The 16,115-nt window shown below is 37.7% G+C and carries 16 protein-coding genes; 12 read left to right on the forward strand and 4 right to left on the reverse strand.

Annotated elements, in window-relative coordinates; genetic code table 11:
* Positions 1–2: 2 nt before the first annotated feature.
* Together SOLCA_RS01115 and SOLCA_RS01120 are read left to right on the forward strand one after the other, a co-directional pair.
* Positions 3–1,466 (forward strand): SusD/RagB family nutrient-binding outer membrane lipoprotein, encoded by a 1,464-nt coding sequence (locus SOLCA_RS01115; protein ID WP_014678603.1) that lies wholly within the window; start codon positions 3–5, stop codon positions 1,464–1,466.
* Positions 1,467–1,614: 148 nt separating this feature from the next.
* Complete coding sequence (locus SOLCA_RS01120; protein WP_014678604.1) at positions 1,615–3,108, forward strand: calcineurin-like phosphoesterase C-terminal domain-containing protein; 1,494 nt, start codon at positions 1,615–1,617, stop codon at positions 3,106–3,108.
* Between the two features lie 129 nt (positions 3,109–3,237).
* Here SOLCA_RS01120 and SOLCA_RS01125 read toward each other — a convergent pair whose 3' ends face one another.
* Positions 3,238–3,654, reverse strand: coding sequence for a hypothetical protein (locus SOLCA_RS01125; RefSeq protein ID WP_014678605.1), 417 nt, complete (start codon positions 3,652–3,654; stop codon positions 3,238–3,240).
* Between the two features lie 124 nt (positions 3,655–3,778).
* Between SOLCA_RS01125 and SOLCA_RS01130 the strand changes: the two genes are divergently transcribed.
* Positions 3,779–5,815, forward strand: coding sequence for a M13 family metallopeptidase (locus SOLCA_RS01130; protein WP_014678606.1), 2,037 nt, complete (start codon positions 3,779–3,781; stop codon positions 5,813–5,815).
* A gap of 76 nt (positions 5,816–5,891) precedes the next feature.
* Here the strand turns inward: SOLCA_RS01130 and SOLCA_RS01135 are convergent, their stop codons facing one another.
* Entirely contained in the window at positions 5,892–6,662 is a 771-nt protein-coding gene (locus tag SOLCA_RS01135) for an isocitrate lyase/PEP mutase family protein (RefSeq protein ID WP_014678607.1), read from the reverse strand.
* A 95-nt stretch (positions 6,663–6,757) separates the two neighbouring features.
* On the opposite strand from SOLCA_RS01135, the gene SOLCA_RS01140 reads away from it, so the two are divergent.
* The 3 genes from SOLCA_RS01140 (at position 6,758) to SOLCA_RS01150 (ending at position 8,855) form a co-directional block, all read left to right on the forward strand.
* Positions 6,758–7,633, forward strand: a complete 876-nt coding sequence (locus tag SOLCA_RS01140; protein ID WP_014678608.1) for a LysR family transcriptional regulator — start codon at positions 6,758–6,760, stop codon at positions 7,631–7,633.
* A 486-nt stretch (positions 7,634–8,119) separates the two neighbouring features.
* On the forward strand, positions 8,120–8,515 hold the full coding sequence (locus tag SOLCA_RS01145) for a thioredoxin family protein (protein ID WP_014678609.1): 396 nt from the start codon (positions 8,120–8,122) through the stop codon (positions 8,513–8,515).
* A 97-nt stretch (positions 8,516–8,612) separates the two neighbouring features.
* Positions 8,613–8,855 carry a DUF6952 family protein gene (locus SOLCA_RS01150; protein WP_014678610.1) on the forward strand — a complete coding sequence of 81 codons (243 nt, stop codon included), beginning with the start codon at positions 8,613–8,615 and terminating at the stop codon, positions 8,853–8,855.
* A 221-nt stretch (positions 8,856–9,076) separates the two neighbouring features.
* Here SOLCA_RS01150 and SOLCA_RS01155 read toward each other — a convergent pair whose 3' ends face one another.
* Positions 9,077–9,709, reverse strand: a complete 633-nt coding sequence (locus SOLCA_RS01155; RefSeq protein ID WP_014678611.1) for a peroxiredoxin — start codon at positions 9,707–9,709, stop codon at positions 9,077–9,079.
* 180 nt (positions 9,710–9,889) lie between these two features.
* Between SOLCA_RS01155 and SOLCA_RS01160 the strand changes: the two genes are divergently transcribed.
* Positions 9,890–10,249 carry a hypothetical protein gene (locus SOLCA_RS01160; protein ID WP_157604489.1) on the forward strand — a complete coding sequence of 120 codons (360 nt, stop codon included), beginning with the start codon at positions 9,890–9,892 and terminating at the stop codon, positions 10,247–10,249.
* 13 nt (positions 10,250–10,262) lie between these two features.
* On the opposite strand, the gene SOLCA_RS01165 is transcribed toward SOLCA_RS01160, so the two are convergent.
* A complete protein-coding gene (locus SOLCA_RS01165) occupies positions 10,263–10,898 on the reverse strand; it encodes a hypothetical protein (protein ID WP_014678613.1) in 636 nt (211 codons plus the stop codon).
* A 222-nt stretch (positions 10,899–11,120) separates the two neighbouring features.
* Here SOLCA_RS01165 and SOLCA_RS01170 point away from each other — a divergent pair, with 222 nt between their 5' ends.
* From SOLCA_RS01170 to SOLCA_RS01190, 5 genes are all read left to right on the forward strand, one after another.
* A complete protein-coding gene (locus SOLCA_RS01170) occupies positions 11,121–12,008 on the forward strand; it encodes an SMP-30/gluconolactonase/LRE family protein (RefSeq protein ID WP_014678614.1) in 888 nt (295 codons plus the stop codon).
* A 471-nt stretch (positions 12,009–12,479) separates the two neighbouring features.
* A complete protein-coding gene (locus SOLCA_RS01175; RefSeq protein ID WP_157604490.1) occupies positions 12,480–13,223 on the forward strand; it encodes a hypothetical protein in 744 nt (247 codons plus the stop codon).
* 7 nt (positions 13,224–13,230) lie between these two features.
* Positions 13,231–14,640 carry an RtcB family protein gene (locus tag SOLCA_RS01180; RefSeq protein ID WP_014678616.1) on the forward strand — a complete coding sequence of 470 codons (1,410 nt, stop codon included), beginning with the start codon at positions 13,231–13,233 and terminating at the stop codon, positions 14,638–14,640.
* A 4-nt stretch (positions 14,641–14,644) separates the two neighbouring features.
* On the forward strand, positions 14,645–15,259 hold the full coding sequence (gene prfH, locus SOLCA_RS01185) for a peptide chain release factor H (RefSeq protein ID WP_014678617.1): 615 nt from the start codon (positions 14,645–14,647) through the stop codon (positions 15,257–15,259).
* 87 nt (positions 15,260–15,346) lie between these two features.
* Positions 15,347–16,042 carry an RNA ligase family protein gene (locus tag SOLCA_RS01190; protein ID WP_014678618.1) on the forward strand — a complete coding sequence of 232 codons (696 nt, stop codon included), beginning with the start codon at positions 15,347–15,349 and terminating at the stop codon, positions 16,040–16,042.
* The last annotated feature ends 73 nt before the right edge of the window (positions 16,043–16,115 follow it).

Here is a 16,115-nt window from a genome sequence, read left to right on the forward strand (position 1 = left end):
AAATGAAATCAACGATAAAAAAAATAACAGCTTTAGTCCTTGCATTAAGTGCAATTAGTGTATCCTGTACTAAAGATTTTGAAGATTTAAATAAAGATCCGAACAGAAGCGATAAAATTAGTCCTGGTACCTTATTAAACCCGATCATATATAATGTGGCCAGTTTTAATACTTTAAGAAGTGATGCTTTCACTTTTGATATTATGCAAGTAGCATTGCCATATCCAAGTGCATCGGGAGGAGTACATCGTTATGATGTGTCAGAATCTGCAGGAAACTCAACATGGAAAACTTATTACCAATGGTTGATTAATACTAAGGAAATGCGTGCGGCTGCTGAAGCTTCACAGGATGCTAACTATCAGGCCATTTCAATGACCTTAAATTCATGGATCTATTCATTATTAACAGACTCTTTTGGTGATGTTCCAATGGATGAAGCGGTAAGAGGTGATGAAAAGATCTTTCAACCTAAGTTTAATACGCAAAAAGAGATATACACTAAAATCTTAGCAGATCTTGAAATTGCTAATACCTTGTTTGATCCATCGAAAAAGATGATCTATGGTACGGATATTTTATACGCTAATGATGTAGCTAAGTGGAAAAAATTCTGTAACTCACTACGTCTGCGTTTGCTTCTTCGTGTAGCGTCACAAACAGAGATGGACTCTTACACTAAAATGGCAACCATGATTGCTGATCCGGTGAAATATCCTGTATTTACTAAAAATGACGAGGCCGCAATTTTAAAAATCACAGGTGTGACCCCAAACGTATCACCATGGGGTAGAGCAATAGACTTTACTACTTTCCGTTCTGCAGGTCAGTTCTTTATTGATAACTTGAATAACTTTAACGATCCGCGTTTGGCTAAGTTTAATACGCAAGCTAAAAGTTTGGATGGAAAAACAACTATCGGCTATAAAGGTATTCAAAGTGGATACGCTGGCGGTGAATCTCAATTCCAGTTCCAGCCTTCTAATCTGAATATTGCATTGGTTACAGCTCCTATGGTTTCGGTAATTATGTCTTATGCAGAGGTTGAGTTCATTAAAGCTGAGCTTGCATTAAAAGGTAAAATTGCCGAAGATGCGAAAGTACACTATGAAGCAGGCGTAAAAGCTGCAATTGAACAATGGGGTGCAACTATACCTGCAGACTATTTTACAAATGCAACAACTTCTGTCTATACCGCTTATGATGGTACTATGGACCGCATCATGTTGCAGAAATATTATGCTTTGTACTTCAACGATTATCAGCAATGGTTTGAATTCCGTCGTACAGGGTTGCCTAAACTACCGGTTGCAGATGGTATGGTGAATGATAAAAAAATGCCGGTTCGTTTTAAGTATCCTACTACTGTTCAGACCAGCAACTACGAAAACTATAAAAAGGCGGTTGAATCTATGGGCGGTGATGATGTCAATACCAAAGTGTGGTGGGAAAAGACAGCAAATTAATCCTAATACAATAACTTAATTCGCAAACGGCTCAGGTCTGTTTGGAGTGTTAAGCATAAAAGTATTATCCTTATGGAACGCGGAGTAAGAGTACATTGCCGAGAATGTACCTCCGCGTTCTTTATGTGAACAATTATCCAATACTAAAATGTTCAGAAGAGATTTTTTAAAGAATTTAGGTTTGTTAGGAGCGGTAGTAACTGTTCCTGTAAGCCTGGTAAATGCGGCAAGTCGTAAAGACAACCTAAGCAACGTTTCAACTATTACCCTTAAAGGGCGTGTGCTTAATCAGGGTAAAGGTCTTGCCGGTGTTTCGGTTACTGATGGTATCAATATTACTCAAACCGATGCAAAAGGAAATTATCAGTTGTTGAGTAATAAGACGGCTCAATTTGTTTACATCTCTATTCCTGCGGGGTATCAGATTGATAATGTAAACGGTATTGCAAAGTTTTACACCCCAATTGACTTACAATCTCCTGTTTTTAATGCTGATTTCAATCTTAGTAAACTTTCGAAATCAGATCAAAAGCACCAGTTTGTTGTTTGGGCTGATCCTCAGATTCAAAATCGCTCAGATGCTGATCAATTTCTGAATACCACAGCACCGGATTTGAAAGAATTAGTGAAAAGCTATGGCGATGATGCTTTGTTTCATGGTATAGGTTGCGGTGATTTAGTGTTTGATCATCATGAGTTGTTTGAAGATTATAAAAAAGCAGTAGCCATTTCAGGTGTTCCGTTTTTCCAGGTTTTAGGTAATCATGATATGGATCTGGATGGAGTACGCTCTGATGATCTTTCCGCAGAAACATTTAAAAAACAATTCGGACCTACTTATTATTCGTTTAACCGCGGAAAAGTACATTATGTGGTATTGGATGATGTGTTTTTTATTGGTGCCAAAAAGAAATACATTGGCTACATAACCGAGAATCAGTTAAGTTGGTTAGAGAAAGATCTAAAAACAGTTCCGGCAGGTTCAATGGTAATTGTTTCTGTGCATATACCAACAGATTCAGGCGATAAACGCCGAAATGAGCTTAAAGAAGAAAGCATGGGCGGGGTGGTTGCCAACCGTCAGCAGCTTTACAAAATACTAGAGCCTTATAAAGTGCATATCATGTCTGGCCATACCCATTGGAATGAACATGTAATTATCAATGATAAGATTATGGAGCATAACCATGGCACCGTATGTGGAGCATGGTGGAGTGGTCCGGTTTGCGGAGATGGTACACCGAATGGTTATGGAGTTTATGAAGTAGATGGTGAGAATATTAAATGGTATTATAAATCTACCGGAAAGCCTAAAGATCATCAGATCAGTGTGTATGCCAAAGGCTATCACACAGATTATGCGGATGGAATTGTGGCAAACGTTTGGAACTGGGATCCTCAATGGAAGGTGGAATGGTTGGAAGATGGGCTGCTTAAAGGTGACATGAAGCGCATCACCGATTTCGACCCATTAACTGTTGAACTCTACAAAGGATCATCGATTCCTGAATATCACAAATGGGTAGAGCCCATAAAAACCGATCACCTATTTGTAGTTACTCCGTCTGCAACGGCAAAAAATATTGTTGTGAGAGCAACTGATCGTTTTGGGAATGTATACACCTGCTCAAGTCAAGTATAATACAATAAATTGGTTCATTAAAATAGAGAAAGGCTGCTTCATACGAGGCAGCCTTCTCTATAAATAAACCAAAAATTGTTAACCTAGAACGTATATGTTGTTCATGTTAGTATTAGCTAATCAAAGAAATTAGCTAGCCGTTTTAATCTCAATTGTGTCAGACTTGAAATGAACGTCTTTGTTGTAAAATTTTAAAATGATCTTACCTGTAATAACCGGTTTAAATTTTAATACCGTATCAACAGGGACAATTACCTCGGCGCAAGTTGTTCCTTCTTTTGCAGTGTTTCTTCCTTTTGCGCGGATTTCAACATTGTTATTGCCTATCTCTCTTACTTCAAAACCTGAAAATGAATAGCAAGTATTTGGTAACTGGCATGAAATTTTTGAGGTAACGATCTCTCCAAGAGGTTTTTCCTTTGGTGTAGTTGTTGAAGTTATGTTCAAGTCATCATACACTACAGGTTCCGGCATATCCGATTTACCTAAACAAGAAGTTAATGCAAATGCTAAGGCTGAAGCAAAAAATAAGTATGGTTTCATCATTTATAGTTTTTTAATTCTATGGACTCTTTACAACCCATACGAAACTTCTCTCCAAAATATTACAGGCTATGTGATAATAATGTTGAGCTTATCTCTTTATCTTCGAATTATAACTAATCAACACATGAAGAAAGAATATCTATTGCTGCTGGCCAGTACAGCATTTTTGGGTGTAGCCTGTAAACAACAACCATCTTCGGAGAATAAACGAACTGTTTTTTTAGATCTTTCAGGACGAGATACAACGGTTAAACCTGGTGATGACTTTTTTCAGTATGCTAACGGAACCTGGATGAAAAATACAAAGATTCCTGATGACCAGAGTGGTTGGGGTTCTTTCTATACCTTGTATGAAGATAATCAGAAAAATCTTCGTTCGATTTTAGACGAGATTTCTAAGAAGGAAAATGCAAAAGGTTCTCTTGAACAAAAAGTAGCCGATTTTTATTTCAGTGGAATGGATACAACCACAATAGACAAAGCTGGTTACGATCCAATAAAACCATTGTTAGCTAAAGTTGATGCAGTGAAATCATATAAAGAATTACTGCAATTACTGGCATCAGGGTATAAAGAAGGAAATGGCGCGATGCTGGCTTTCTATATTGGTCCTGACGATAAGAACAGCACTAAAAATAGGGTGCAGTTTTATCAGACTGGTTTAGGATTGCCAAATCGTGATTATTATTTCAATAATGACGAGGAAACCAAGAAAACACGCGCTGCTTACCTGACTTATATTACTAAGTTGTTTACACTTACCGGAACTGATTCTGTTACGGGTAAGAAAAATGCGGATGAAATTTTAAAACTGGAAACGGAGATTGCAAAATCTCATTCAACACCTGTTGAATTACGTGATCCGATTAAAAATTACCACAAATTGCCGGTTGCTGAGTTTGTAAAACTTACTCCTGACTTAGATACTAAAACGTTATTAGCGGAAATGGGTATTAAAGAGGATACGTTATTAGTTGGTCAGCCTAAATATTATCAGGCATTGAATAACCTAGTAAAATCACAGCCGCTGGATAGTTGGAAAAAGAAAGTACGATTTATGATGATTAGCAAGCATGCTAATGAGTTAAGCAAACCATTTGAACAGGCTCGTTTTGATTTTTATGGTAAAGTACTGAATGGACAAAAAGTGCAGGAAGATCGTTGGAAACGTATTACAGCAGCTACCGATGGTGGTTTAGGTGAATTATTGGGTCAGTTATATGTGAAACAATATTTCAAACCAGAAGCTAAAGAGCGTATGTTGAAATTGGTTGATAACTTACAGAAAGTATATAAATCTCGCATCGAGAAATTAGACTGGATGAGTGCTGAAACCAAACAAAAAGCAATTGCAAAATTAGAGGCCTTTACCAAGAAAATCGGTTATCCTGATAAATGGAAAAACTATGATGATGTTAGCATTGAACGTAACAGTTATTATGTAAACAATTTGTCGTTAGCAAAGCATGAATACAATGAGCAGTTAAAGAAATTAAGTAAACCGGTTGATAAAACCGAGTGGGGTATGACTCCGCCCACCGTAAATGCTTATTACAATCCAAGCTTTAACGAAATCGTTTTCCCTGCAGGTATTTTACAGTTTCCTTTCTTTGATAATAATGCTGATGATGCAATTAATTACGGAGCCATTGGAGCCGTTATCGGTCACGAAATGACGCACGGATTCGATGATCAGGGACGCCAGTATGATAAAGATGGTAATTTAAAAGATTGGTGGACTGCCTCTGATGCGGAGAAGTTTAATGCAAAAACTAAAATGGTGGTTAATCAATATAATGGTTTCACTGTTTTAAATGATATGCATGTGAATGGGGAATTAACCTTAGGTGAAAATATTGCAGATATTGGAGGTTTAGCGATTGCTTTTGAAGCGTTTAAATTAACTGAGCAAGGCAAAGGCACTGACAAGATTGATGGTTATACTCCTGATCAACGTTTCTTCTTAAGCTATGCCCAAGTATGGCGTATTAAAGATCGTGATGAGTCGATGCGCACGCGTATTCAAACAGATCCACATTCACCAGAGCATTTCCGTGTAAATGGACCGTTAAGTCATATGACTGAATTTTATAATGCATTTGGTGTAAAGCCAGGCGATAAAATGTACAAACCGGAAGCGGAACGTGTGAAAATCTGGTAATCGTAAGTATCGAATAAAAAATAGGGGCGATCTCAATAGGATCGCCCTTGTTATTACGAATTGTTGTAGGTTATTGTTAGTTTAAACTGCTAAATGACTGATCTGATCTAATCTGTTTGATAATACTGTTTAGTGATTTAGTCTGGTAATCATGCAAAGCATTTCCGGAGCTAATCCTTTTCACACCAAGGTCTTTTAAGGTCTTAAAATCTGGTAAATCTGGCATGCAAAGTACATTAAGCGGTAATTTGGTAGTATTTACCAGTTGTTGAATATCAGCTGTAGCTGTTACGCAGGGTACGAAAATCCCGTCGGCACCAGCCTCCTCATAAGCTTTCATACGGGTTATTGTTTCTGGTAATGGATTCGCAATACCCATTAAGAATGCATCGGTGCGGGCGTTTAAAAAGATATCGATATTCTTTTGGCGCAACTGACTTTTAAAAATTTCAATAGTCCCTTTAAAGTCTGCCGTTGCTAAAAACTCCCGTTTGCCATTTACAACAATCGTATCTTCAATATTAATACCCACAATGCCCAGTTCATGTAACTTCTCGATGTTCTCAATAATTGTAGTGTGGTCTCTACTGTAGCCGCCTTCAATATCTACCGAGAAAGGAATTGAAGTTACAGACGCAATTCGTTTAACGATGAATAACAGCTCGTCAAAACTCATTCCTTCGCCATCATCATATCCAAGCATATGTGCAATGGCTGCACTTGAAGTTGCAATCGCTTTAAATCCGTTTTGTTCATAAGCCGCAGCACTTGGGGCATCCCAAACGTTACCGATTAATAATGGATCATCATGATGATGTAGTTGCTTAAAGGTAGTGTATCCGTTCATCTGTAAGAGTTTTCTTTATTCAACACAAAAATGTATTCTTGACAGTAATAATTAAAATAGAATTTTTTATATATAGTAATAACTAATAGGTATTAATGGAGTTAAGACATTTAACCTACTTTATGAAGTTAGCCGAAGAATTGCATTATGGAAAAGCTTCGGAGAAATTGTTTATTGCTCAACCTGCATTGAGCCGACAAATAAAGGAACTTGAAAATGAATTGGATGTTGTACTATTCGATCGTAATAAAAGAAAAGTGGTGTTAACAGCTGCCGGGATGTATTTGTATAAGCAGTCTTCAAATTTATTTTCTCAGTTAACAGAAACAAAAAGAGAGCTTAAGCGAATTCATAATGGAGAGGTGGGACTGTTACGAATTGGATATGTAGCTACGGCCATGTATAGTGTTTTGCCGGAGTCCTTGTCGACATTGAAAAATGAAAGGGAGGATTTGCAACTCCGCATTGCTGAAATGACCACGTTGGGACAGGTGCAAGCTGTAAAAAATGGAACTATTGATGTTGGTTTTGTGCGATGCCCACTTAATGATCAATCTGTAAAGAAACATATCGTGTTAAGGGAGAGCTTTACACTGGTGATGCCAGCTAATCATCCGCTTGCAAATGCTGTGGGAAAGGATCTTTCGGTGCTAAAAAATGAACCTTTTGTATTCTTTCCACGAACGGCAAATACAGGATATTTTGATCAGACTATAAGCCTCTGTTACCAGGCTGGCTTTTCGCCCAATATACAGTATGAAGGTACAGGCAGTAATATATTGGTCCAGATGGTCGCAAGTGGTTTAGGTATCACTATTTTACCCTCGAGTATTGCAGGTACAAAAGATGAACGTGTAAAATGTATTGAACTTGACTTTACTAATGAGAAAGCAGAACTGGCCATGATCTATGACGAAAAGCGACTGCCAGAAGAATTAAGAAGAATGGTGTTGAATGCAGCGGGAATTTAGGTACACTAACTCCTAAAGGGGAATTCACTGTCAATTCCGGAGGGTAAAGGCTTAGAAAAGGCAGTGTGCAAAAAATGCAGTTAATACTCCTAACCCCCAAAGGGGAATCCTTATCGCTTGAAAAAAGTACTCTCTCAAAAACAATTGACAGTTAATTCTGACATATGTTCAATTCCGCCTTGTACAGTTCGGTAGAATTAAATTAGATTTCGGCAGTAACTGCGGGAGAACTGTACGCAGCGGCGGCGTTTTTTGCTTACTTTTTTTCGCTGTAGAAAAAAAGTAAGTCTCGCGGAAAGCGACTAACGCAAATAAGGCAGTGTCCAATCCTACAGGGCTATACGTGGTTGATGTTAGCAATGATTTATGATGAAAATAGAATGCCGGAAGGTCTGAGAAAGATTGTGCTGACGGCAGCGGGAATAAACACCTCACCCTAGCCCTCTCCTCAAGGAGAGGGGACTCCTTTCGTCAACCTCATGTAAAATGAACCTTTCAAATTATAGCTTAACGGTTTGGAATGACTATTTTTGCGCTTCATTAAAAAAAGGAAAACATATGTCTGTAATTATCAGTACCGACCAGGATTTTAAAGATACATTGGCAGCCAATGGTAAAGTAATCGTAAAATACTATGCTGATTGGTGCGGTTCATGTAAACTATTTTCTCCAAAATATAAACGCCTGGCAAATGACGAACGTTTTAACGGTGTTGCATTCTTAGACGTAAACGCTGAAGAAAACGAAGGCGCTCGTAAAATGGCCGGAGTAGATAACCTTCCGTTTTTTGCAACTTTCAATAATGGAGAACTAGTTGAAAGCTCAGCAAGCTCAAAAGAAGATGTTGTGGTTAAAATGATTGAAAACTTAATGACTAAATAGATATGGGATAATAGATATGAGATTTTGAGAATTTTTTACGTTATTCTCATAATTCAAATCTCATGTCGCAAATCCTGAATCTCAAATCTAAATACTCATGAAAATACCAGCTATTAAAAAATTAGTTGAAAGCTTTGACATTCATTCATTGGTAGCTGCTGAAGAAGCAATTCTGGAAGAACAGCAATCTGCTATTGAAATTGAAGGAGAAGATGAAGGAGAGCAGCTTACTCATGTTATGGCAGCAATCTGGATCAAAAACGAAATGGAAAAAACAGGGGATGCTTTCCCTCAGGCATTAAGAGCCTATACTTCGCGAGTGCGTACTTCAATTAGTTAGTTTTTATTGGATTACACCGATTACTGAAGGTGATTACACCGATACTTTTTGATTACACTGATTACTTAATGAGGTGTCAGTGATTAAAAAGATTTTAAAACAAAAAGGAGTCACGATAAAATCGGGACTCCTTTTATGTTTATTTGTGAATCACAGTCTCAAATCTGAGTAATCGTCACCTAATCGGTGTAATCACACAAAAATAATCTGTGTAATCCTTCTTAGTTTTCTGAGAAGTACTCAGCAACACCTGTGAAAGTAGCATCCATTGCTTTTTCACCTTGTTTCCAGTTAGCTGGACAAACTTCACCTTTTTCTTCGAAGTATTGTAAAGCGTCAACCATGCGGATCGCTTCGTCAACGTTACGGCCTAAAGGTAAGTCGTTTACGATTTGGTGACGAACAACACCTTCTTTGTCGATAAGGAACAAGCCACGGTAAGCGATCATCGGACCGTTTGCAGTTAAATAACCTTCGTCGTTGTATTGGTATTCACCAGCTAAAACACCATAGTTAGTAGAAATGGTTTTAGCTGTATCTGCAACGATAGGATAAGTTACACCTTCGATACCACCTTGTTTTTTAGGCAATTGTAACCATCCCCAGTGAGATTGTTCAGTGTCGGTTGAACAAGCAACAACTGCGACGTTACGTTTCTCGAACTCAGCTAATTTCTCTTGAAAAGCGTGAAGCTCAGTAGGACAAACGAAAGTAAAATCTTTAGGGTAGAAGAAGAACAAAACGTGCTTCTTGCCAATGTATTGATCTAATGAAAAATCTTCAACGATTTCCTCGCCGTTAATTACAGCAGGAGCAACGAACTTTGGAGCTTTTTTTCCAACTAGTACTGACATATTTTATCTGTTTTTATTGAATATTAGATTGTTATGAGCTTTTTAAAGCCGCTGCAAAGATACTAATAAACACCTCAAATAGAAAGTAAAGCGGGAATTTATAACATAGAGATTACATTTGTAGTAGCTTTTAGGGATTAGCTGTTAGCTATTAGTTTTTACAATTTTATCCGTATGTATTTGAAAAAAGAGCAGTTATTAACCTTATTAAAACTTGGAAAACCTGTTGAACAATGGATTGGCTTTGTTGATGAAAAGGAATACACGGTACTTAAGTGGTTAAGAATAGATAAAGAGCGTAATGGGGAATATAGTGTGAGTTATTTCGAAGTATATGATGAAGGAAACATTGATTTTTTGGATATCTATGAGTTCAGCTCATTTGATCCTGATGAGCCGTATGGTTTAATATCTACTTTTTCAGCATATGAAGAGGCTCTTAACTATTGCTTGACACAATATGGTTGCTCTTATGAAGGTTTCATAAATGGAGGCATGATACAAGAAGAATATAAGAAGTACTTGGATCAGAATATATAAGAACAAACTGAATCTATTTCGTAAAACTCAACGTAAAGGTGGAACCGTCTTTTTCCGGAAGAAGAAGTCGGTCGATACCTGCGGCAACTTCACCATTTTTGCTGGCAATTTTTAATGTTTTCCGGATGGATGAGTTTGGGATATAAATACCTACCAATGTATTCAAAATTGGTGTGTACGATGAAATTTTTCTGGTAAGTTTATATTGATCGTCGTAAAACTCACCATTAATGGCCTCTTCCAAAATCATATGGTTTTGTTCGTCAATTATTTTATACTTAATGTTCAGGCAATCATTTTTTATCTGATAACCTAAGAATTTTACTTTAGGACTGTAACCACTTCCTGTGTTATCTATTAATTTTATATCGCTGTTTAATAGATAGTTTTCAAAATAAAGATCTCCTTTTGCAATGATGCCTGAATCGGTGGCAGTAAAGCCTCCTTGCCAAATTTTATAAAGGCCACATTCAACCGTGTCGAAACTGATATAGAAGTTTTCGGGGAACGCAAAGGTTATAATGTGTGAGGAATTATCCAGCGGGTATTTGGCCAAACGAATGTTATTTTCAGGCTTGATCTGAGCTTTAGAACAAGCCTGAAAAGCAAGACAATAAATAACCATTGTTGTTAGCAATAGATACTTCATTTAGAGTGTAAAATTAGATAGAGAGCTATTAAAATTATTTATCTCCCTTATACATAAATCATACCTCCGACAGTACTTTAATTTAATAGGGCAAATTTACTGTTTATCAGCCTATTGTTGTTCTTTTTTTAGCTGTTTGTTGTATGGTTTAACAGAACCTAGGTGTATATTTTACATTTTTTGCTAAATGGATTTTTAAAAAGAAATACATAGCTTTCTGCCATGAAAAAGAAGTTTTTATTATCCATTGCCATCTTGTCGGTTATTGGTGCTATGAAGTGTAATGCACAAGGTTTAGAAACCACAGTAGTACAAGATCTAACAGAAGAGCATGTTTTCTCTCAAGGTATCGAAGGGCCTGCTGTTGATAAAGCCGGTAATTTGTATGTGGTAAGTTTTGGAAAAGATGGCACCATAGGAATAATTAAACCCGGACAAAAGCCTGAACTTTTTATAGAACTTCCTAAAGGTAGCACTGGAAATGGCATCCGTTTTAATAAAGCCGGAGAAATGTTTGTTGCCGATTATACAGGTCATAATGTTCTGAAGATAAATATGAAAACAAAAGCGGTTTCTGTGTTTGCTCATGAGGAGAAGATGACTCAACCAAATGATATAGCAATGAGCCCGTCGGGTATTTTATTTGCCAGTGATCCGAAATGGAAAGATCAAACCGGTCAATTATGGCGCATCGACAAGAAGGGAACGGTTACATTGTTAGAGGGCAATATGGGTACCACTAATGGTGTTGAAGTGTCGCCAGATGGCAAAAAGTTATATGTGAATGAAAGTATTCAACGCAATGTTTGGGTGTATGATCTTGATAAAAAAGGAAATATCTCCAATAAAAAACTGCTATATAAATTCGAAGATGGCGGAATGGATGGAATGCGTTGTGATAAAGTTGGGAATTTATACATCGCCCGTTATGGAAAAGGAGAAGTTGCTGTGTTAAGTCCGTCTGGAGCGTTGATACATACGGTTAAACTAAAGGGTAAAAATCCGACCAATGTTACATTCGGAGGTCCGGACCGTAAAACAATCTATGTTACATTGCAAGAGCGGGGCGCAGTTGAATATTTTCGAAATTCAAGCGCAGGAAGGGAATAGTCTGCAGATAATAGACACATCCCTAACCCCTCTCAAGAGGGGAAACAATATCAACTACGTTGATCCTCCATTAAGCAAGGAGTCCACTCTCGAGAGGGGTTGGGGGTGTGTTCTTAAATAAAAGTTAATTTTTTTTTGTTTTTGTAAAAACAAAGCATTTACCTTTGCATTACCGATATATAGTGTAAACCCTAATTAATGGAGGGTTTAAACCATGACTGAATGTAAATAACATATCACCCCGTTGGCATCTTTAGCTTCTGCTAAAGCAAGAGCCTGTTTCATTCAATTTCTTAGTTAAAATTGTTTCATATCAGTATATGGATATTGATCTGCGATTAGCATTTCGTATCGAAATAGGTATTCAACGAAAGGGTTCCTTTCTCCCATCAGCCAACACAATCACAATTATTTTTTTTGAATAAAATCAACGTGTTTCACTAAATGAAATGCGGTTTTAATGCTTTTGCTATGAGCATTTTAAAAATTGAAGAATTGCACATTCTTCAGTATCAGTTAAAAACAAAAAGACAAAAGAAACGCCTGGTCAAGGAGGCCAAGGATAAGTATCTGCTTAAAATACACCGATCAATCAGCAGCCTTTACGCAGAAAAAAGAGCTTTAGGCTGGGTTGAATTGGAGGAGCCTTACCAGAAGGGATGGAAAAGGAGCTTTAAACTTAGGGACGATGTAAAACGAAGTAAAAAGTCGGGTTTCTATCAACACATTCTTGATAAGATAAACACAACGGTTTATAGTGATCGGAAAGATTTTAAGGTGAAGAAAAAGAGAAGAAGCCAATACGGGTATGTCGTTAAAGTGCAAAAACTTTTTGAGCCTTGCGAATATCAGCTGAAAGGGCTAAAACTTAATGACCGGGAACTCCAGCAGTTTTGCAAAGTGACCTCATATAATAAGCTTACTAAAAGATGGAAAACAAATTATGTGTTTCTGGAGCCTTGGCGTTTTGAGCTAAGGGTAGAACCTAACATGATTACGAAACATCGCGCTTATGATCCGTTGTTAGAAAGCTCTATTGATGAACTGACTAATTATATGTGGAAAAATGACTTTAATAAAAGGTTAAGGAAACTGTTGGATGGCTGTTATGGTCATTGGTCGGCTAAAATGTTTGAAAAAGAGAAATACAAAAATCCGATGAAAGGAAACTCATTGAATGCATTTCTTGGCAAAGAGCATTGGGTGCTTAATTAACAAAAAAATGAAAACTGTAATACAATCAAAAGAGCTAAGTAAGATCGGCTATAAAACAGACATAAGCCGGAGCTTAGCAATTAATATACTATCCAAACATTGTAAACATCAGTCCAAAGAGGAGCTGAAGAAACTATTAGAAGACATTATAAAACAACCGGAATTATGGAGAAATAATGAAATATGGAGCAAGTTGGCTTTACATCTTTCTCCTGAAAATAATGGAGTAATATCAACAGCATATGATTTATATACTGATGCAGATGCTGCACCAGGTAAAGTTTACGGCAGTAAGTACATTGACACTACAGCAAAGCAACAGATGAATATTGCCTTAAAGCTTCCAGTTGCACTACAAGGGGCATTAATGCCCGATGCTCATGCCGGCTATGGGTTGCCGATAGGTGGTGTATTAGCTGCAAACAATGCAGTAATACCTTATGCAGTTGGAGTTGATATTGGCTGTCGGATGGCGTTAACCATTCTTAATGAAGATGAAAAGTATGTTCAACGATATGCTCATCAAATTAAGAAGGCTATTGAACAACATACACATTTCGGTATGGATGGTGGTCTAGCGGAACCTCAATATCATGAAGTGTTGGATAGTCCATTGTTTAAAGAGACGGAATTATTGAGAAACCTCCAGAGCAAGGCGGCTCGTCAGTTAGGAAGTTCCGGTAGTGGAAATCATTTTGTGGAGTTTGGAGTAATTGAATTGTTTGATAATAATGAATTGAACATTCCTGCCGGAAAATATACCGCCTTGCTGTCTCATTCGGGATCAAGAGGCTTGGGTGCAGCTATCGCTATGCATTATACGCAGATCGCGCAACAAGTCTGTAAACTTCCGCGTGAAGCAAAGAACCTGGCATGGCTGGATTTGGATTCGGAAACCGGACAAGAATATTGGTTGAGTATGACACTGGCTGGAGATTATGCAAAAGCTTGTCATGATCGTATTCACTATAATCTTTCCAAAGCGTTGGGATTGAAACCGATGGTCAAAGTGGAGAATCATCACAACTTCGCATGGAAAGAGCAACTGGAAGATGGAACAAACGCAATTGTACATCGAAAAGGTGCCACACCTGCTCATAAAGGTCAGTTGGGGATTATTCCCGGCAGCATGACGACAGCAGGATATCTGGTAAGCGGCATGGGAGCTGCATCAGCAATTAATTCTGCTTCACATGGTGCTGGTCGTTTGATGAGTCGCTCGAAAGCAAAGGATTCGTTTACCAATTCTTCATTAAAAAAATTATTGGTAGAAGCTGGTGTTTCATTGATCGGAGGCTCAACGGAAGAGAGTCCTTTGGCCTATAAGGATATTGAATCAGTTATGCAGATGCAGGAAGAGCTGGTTAAAATTCAAGGGAGGTTTATGCCTCGTATTGTAAGAATGAATAAAGATTAAAATAATGAACAATGTAATATATCTGCAATTATCATCGGGCCGTGGTCCGGAAGAATGCTGTCGTGTGGTAGCCTTGCTTATACCGATGATCATGAGGCAGGCTGAACAGTTAAATCTGGAAATTTCTGTGGTTGATAAAGAACCGGGAGATATTAACGGAACTTTTCACTCAGCTTTATTAATGATTAAAGGTGATGCCGTTAACACATTAGCGACAGAATGGGAGGGAACAATTCAATGGATAGCTCAGAGTCCGTATCGTAAGTTTCATAAACGTAAGAATTGGTTTGTGAGTATAAAATCATTTCAACCGACAAAAAATGAAATAAGCGAAAAAGGTATTGAATATAAAGCCTGTCGTGCCTCTGGGCCGGGCGGACAAAATGTAAATAAGGTAGAAACGGCTGTAAGAGCTACCCACACTGCATCAGGAATAAGCGTATTAACTAGTGACACAAGGTCGCAACTTCAAAATAAGAAATTGGCGACAGAACGGTTACAAGTAAAGCTTTTTTCATGGCAGTTGGAAAAACAAATGCAAGCTATTCAACAACAATGGGAGCAACATACCAATTTGCAAAGAGGTGGTGCCGTGAAAGTAATTAAAGAGAAGCTGTAAAGTGAGATGTGGGATATGAGATATTAGATTTGAGATAATAATCTCGAAAGTAATTGTCCCAAATCTCATCGCTAAAATCTAATAAACATGAGTATTTCAACAAAATATGGAAGAACCTATCATTATCCTTTTTCGCCGGGAACAACCAGCGATGACAGGATTAATGCTGATTACTGGGAGAATATAAAAGTTATGGACACCATTGTTCATACCGAAAAATTGGATGGAGAGAATAACTGTTTGAGTAAATATGGAGTATTTGCCCGGTCGCATGCAGCACCCACAACTTCACCTTGGACCCAAGATATCCGGATGAAGTGGGACTTGCTTAAAAATGATCTAGGCGAAATTGAATTATTTGGAGAGAATCTTTATGCCGTCCATTCAATTCAGTATCAAAAGCTCGAGCATCATTATTATGTGTTTGCTGTAAGGTGTATGGACACCTGGTTGAGTTGGGAAGAAGTAAAGTTTTATGCGGCTTTGTTTGATTTTCCAACCGTACCGGAATTGAAAATAATTGAAGTGTCCACACTTTCGGCAGAACAACTAAAGAACGATGTGTTAACGCTCTCTCAACAAAACAGCTCCTTGTTGTCATTCGATATTCATACGGATACCGTTTGCACGTGCGAAGGAATTGTTTCAAGAAATACAGCAGGGTTTAGTACTACTGTTTTTGCTGAAAATGTTTTCAAGTACGTCCGGAAAGGACATGTAAAAACGGATGAACACTGGACACGCAATTGGAAACGAGCAAAGTTAAAGTGGGAATATTCTTAGCTATGAGATTTGGGATTTGAGATATAAGAAATCTTTTCAAATCTGTACTCCAAATAAATTAAGTTTCTCATGT

Origin of the sequence: Solitalea canadensis DSM 3403 (assembly GCF_000242635.2) — a bacterium.
GTDB lineage: Bacteria > Bacteroidota > Bacteroidia > Sphingobacteriales > Sphingobacteriaceae > Solitalea > Solitalea canadensis.

Bases quoted from the DNA above. Each gene is read 5' to 3' on its own strand.
- SOLCA_RS01155 (WP_014678611.1), bottom strand. From the start codon at position 9,709: ATGTCAGTACTAGTTGGAAAAAAAGCTCCAAAGTTCGTTGCTCCTGCT.
- SOLCA_RS01120 (WP_014678604.1), top strand. From the start codon at position 1,615: ATGTTCAGAAGAGATTTTTTAAAGAATTTAGGTTTGTTAGGAGCGGTA.
- SOLCA_RS01180 (WP_014678616.1), top strand. From the start codon at position 13,231: ATGAAAACTGTAATACAATCAAAAGAGCTAAGTAAGATCGGCTATAAA.
- SOLCA_RS01115 (WP_014678603.1), top strand. From the start codon at position 3: ATGAAATCAACGATAAAAAAAATAACAGCTTTAGTCCTTGCATTAAGT.
- SOLCA_RS01165 (WP_014678613.1), bottom strand. From the start codon at position 10,898: ATGAAGTATCTATTGCTAACAACAATGGTTATTTATTGTCTTGCTTTT.
- SOLCA_RS01190 (WP_014678618.1), top strand. From the start codon at position 15,347: ATGAGTATTTCAACAAAATATGGAAGAACCTATCATTATCCTTTTTCG.
- SOLCA_RS01140 (WP_014678608.1), top strand. From the start codon at position 6,758: ATGGAGTTAAGACATTTAACCTACTTTATGAAGTTAGCCGAAGAATTG.
- SOLCA_RS01150 (WP_014678610.1), top strand. From the start codon at position 8,613: ATGAAAATACCAGCTATTAAAAAATTAGTTGAAAGCTTTGACATTCAT.
- SOLCA_RS01135 (WP_014678607.1), bottom strand. From the start codon at position 6,662: ATGAACGGATACACTACCTTTAAGCAACTACATCATCATGATGATCCA.
- SOLCA_RS01130 (WP_014678606.1), top strand. From the start codon at position 3,779: ATGAAGAAAGAATATCTATTGCTGCTGGCCAGTACAGCATTTTTGGGT.
- SOLCA_RS01175 (WP_157604490.1), top strand. From the start codon at position 12,480: ATGAGCATTTTAAAAATTGAAGAATTGCACATTCTTCAGTATCAGTTA.
- SOLCA_RS01125 (WP_014678605.1), bottom strand. From the start codon at position 3,654: ATGATGAAACCATACTTATTTTTTGCTTCAGCCTTAGCATTTGCATTA.
- prfH (WP_014678617.1), top strand. From the start codon at position 14,645: ATGAACAATGTAATATATCTGCAATTATCATCGGGCCGTGGTCCGGAA.
- SOLCA_RS01170 (WP_014678614.1), top strand. From the start codon at position 11,121: ATGAAAAAGAAGTTTTTATTATCCATTGCCATCTTGTCGGTTATTGGT.
- SOLCA_RS01145 (WP_014678609.1), top strand. From the start codon at position 8,120: ATGAACCTTTCAAATTATAGCTTAACGGTTTGGAATGACTATTTTTGC.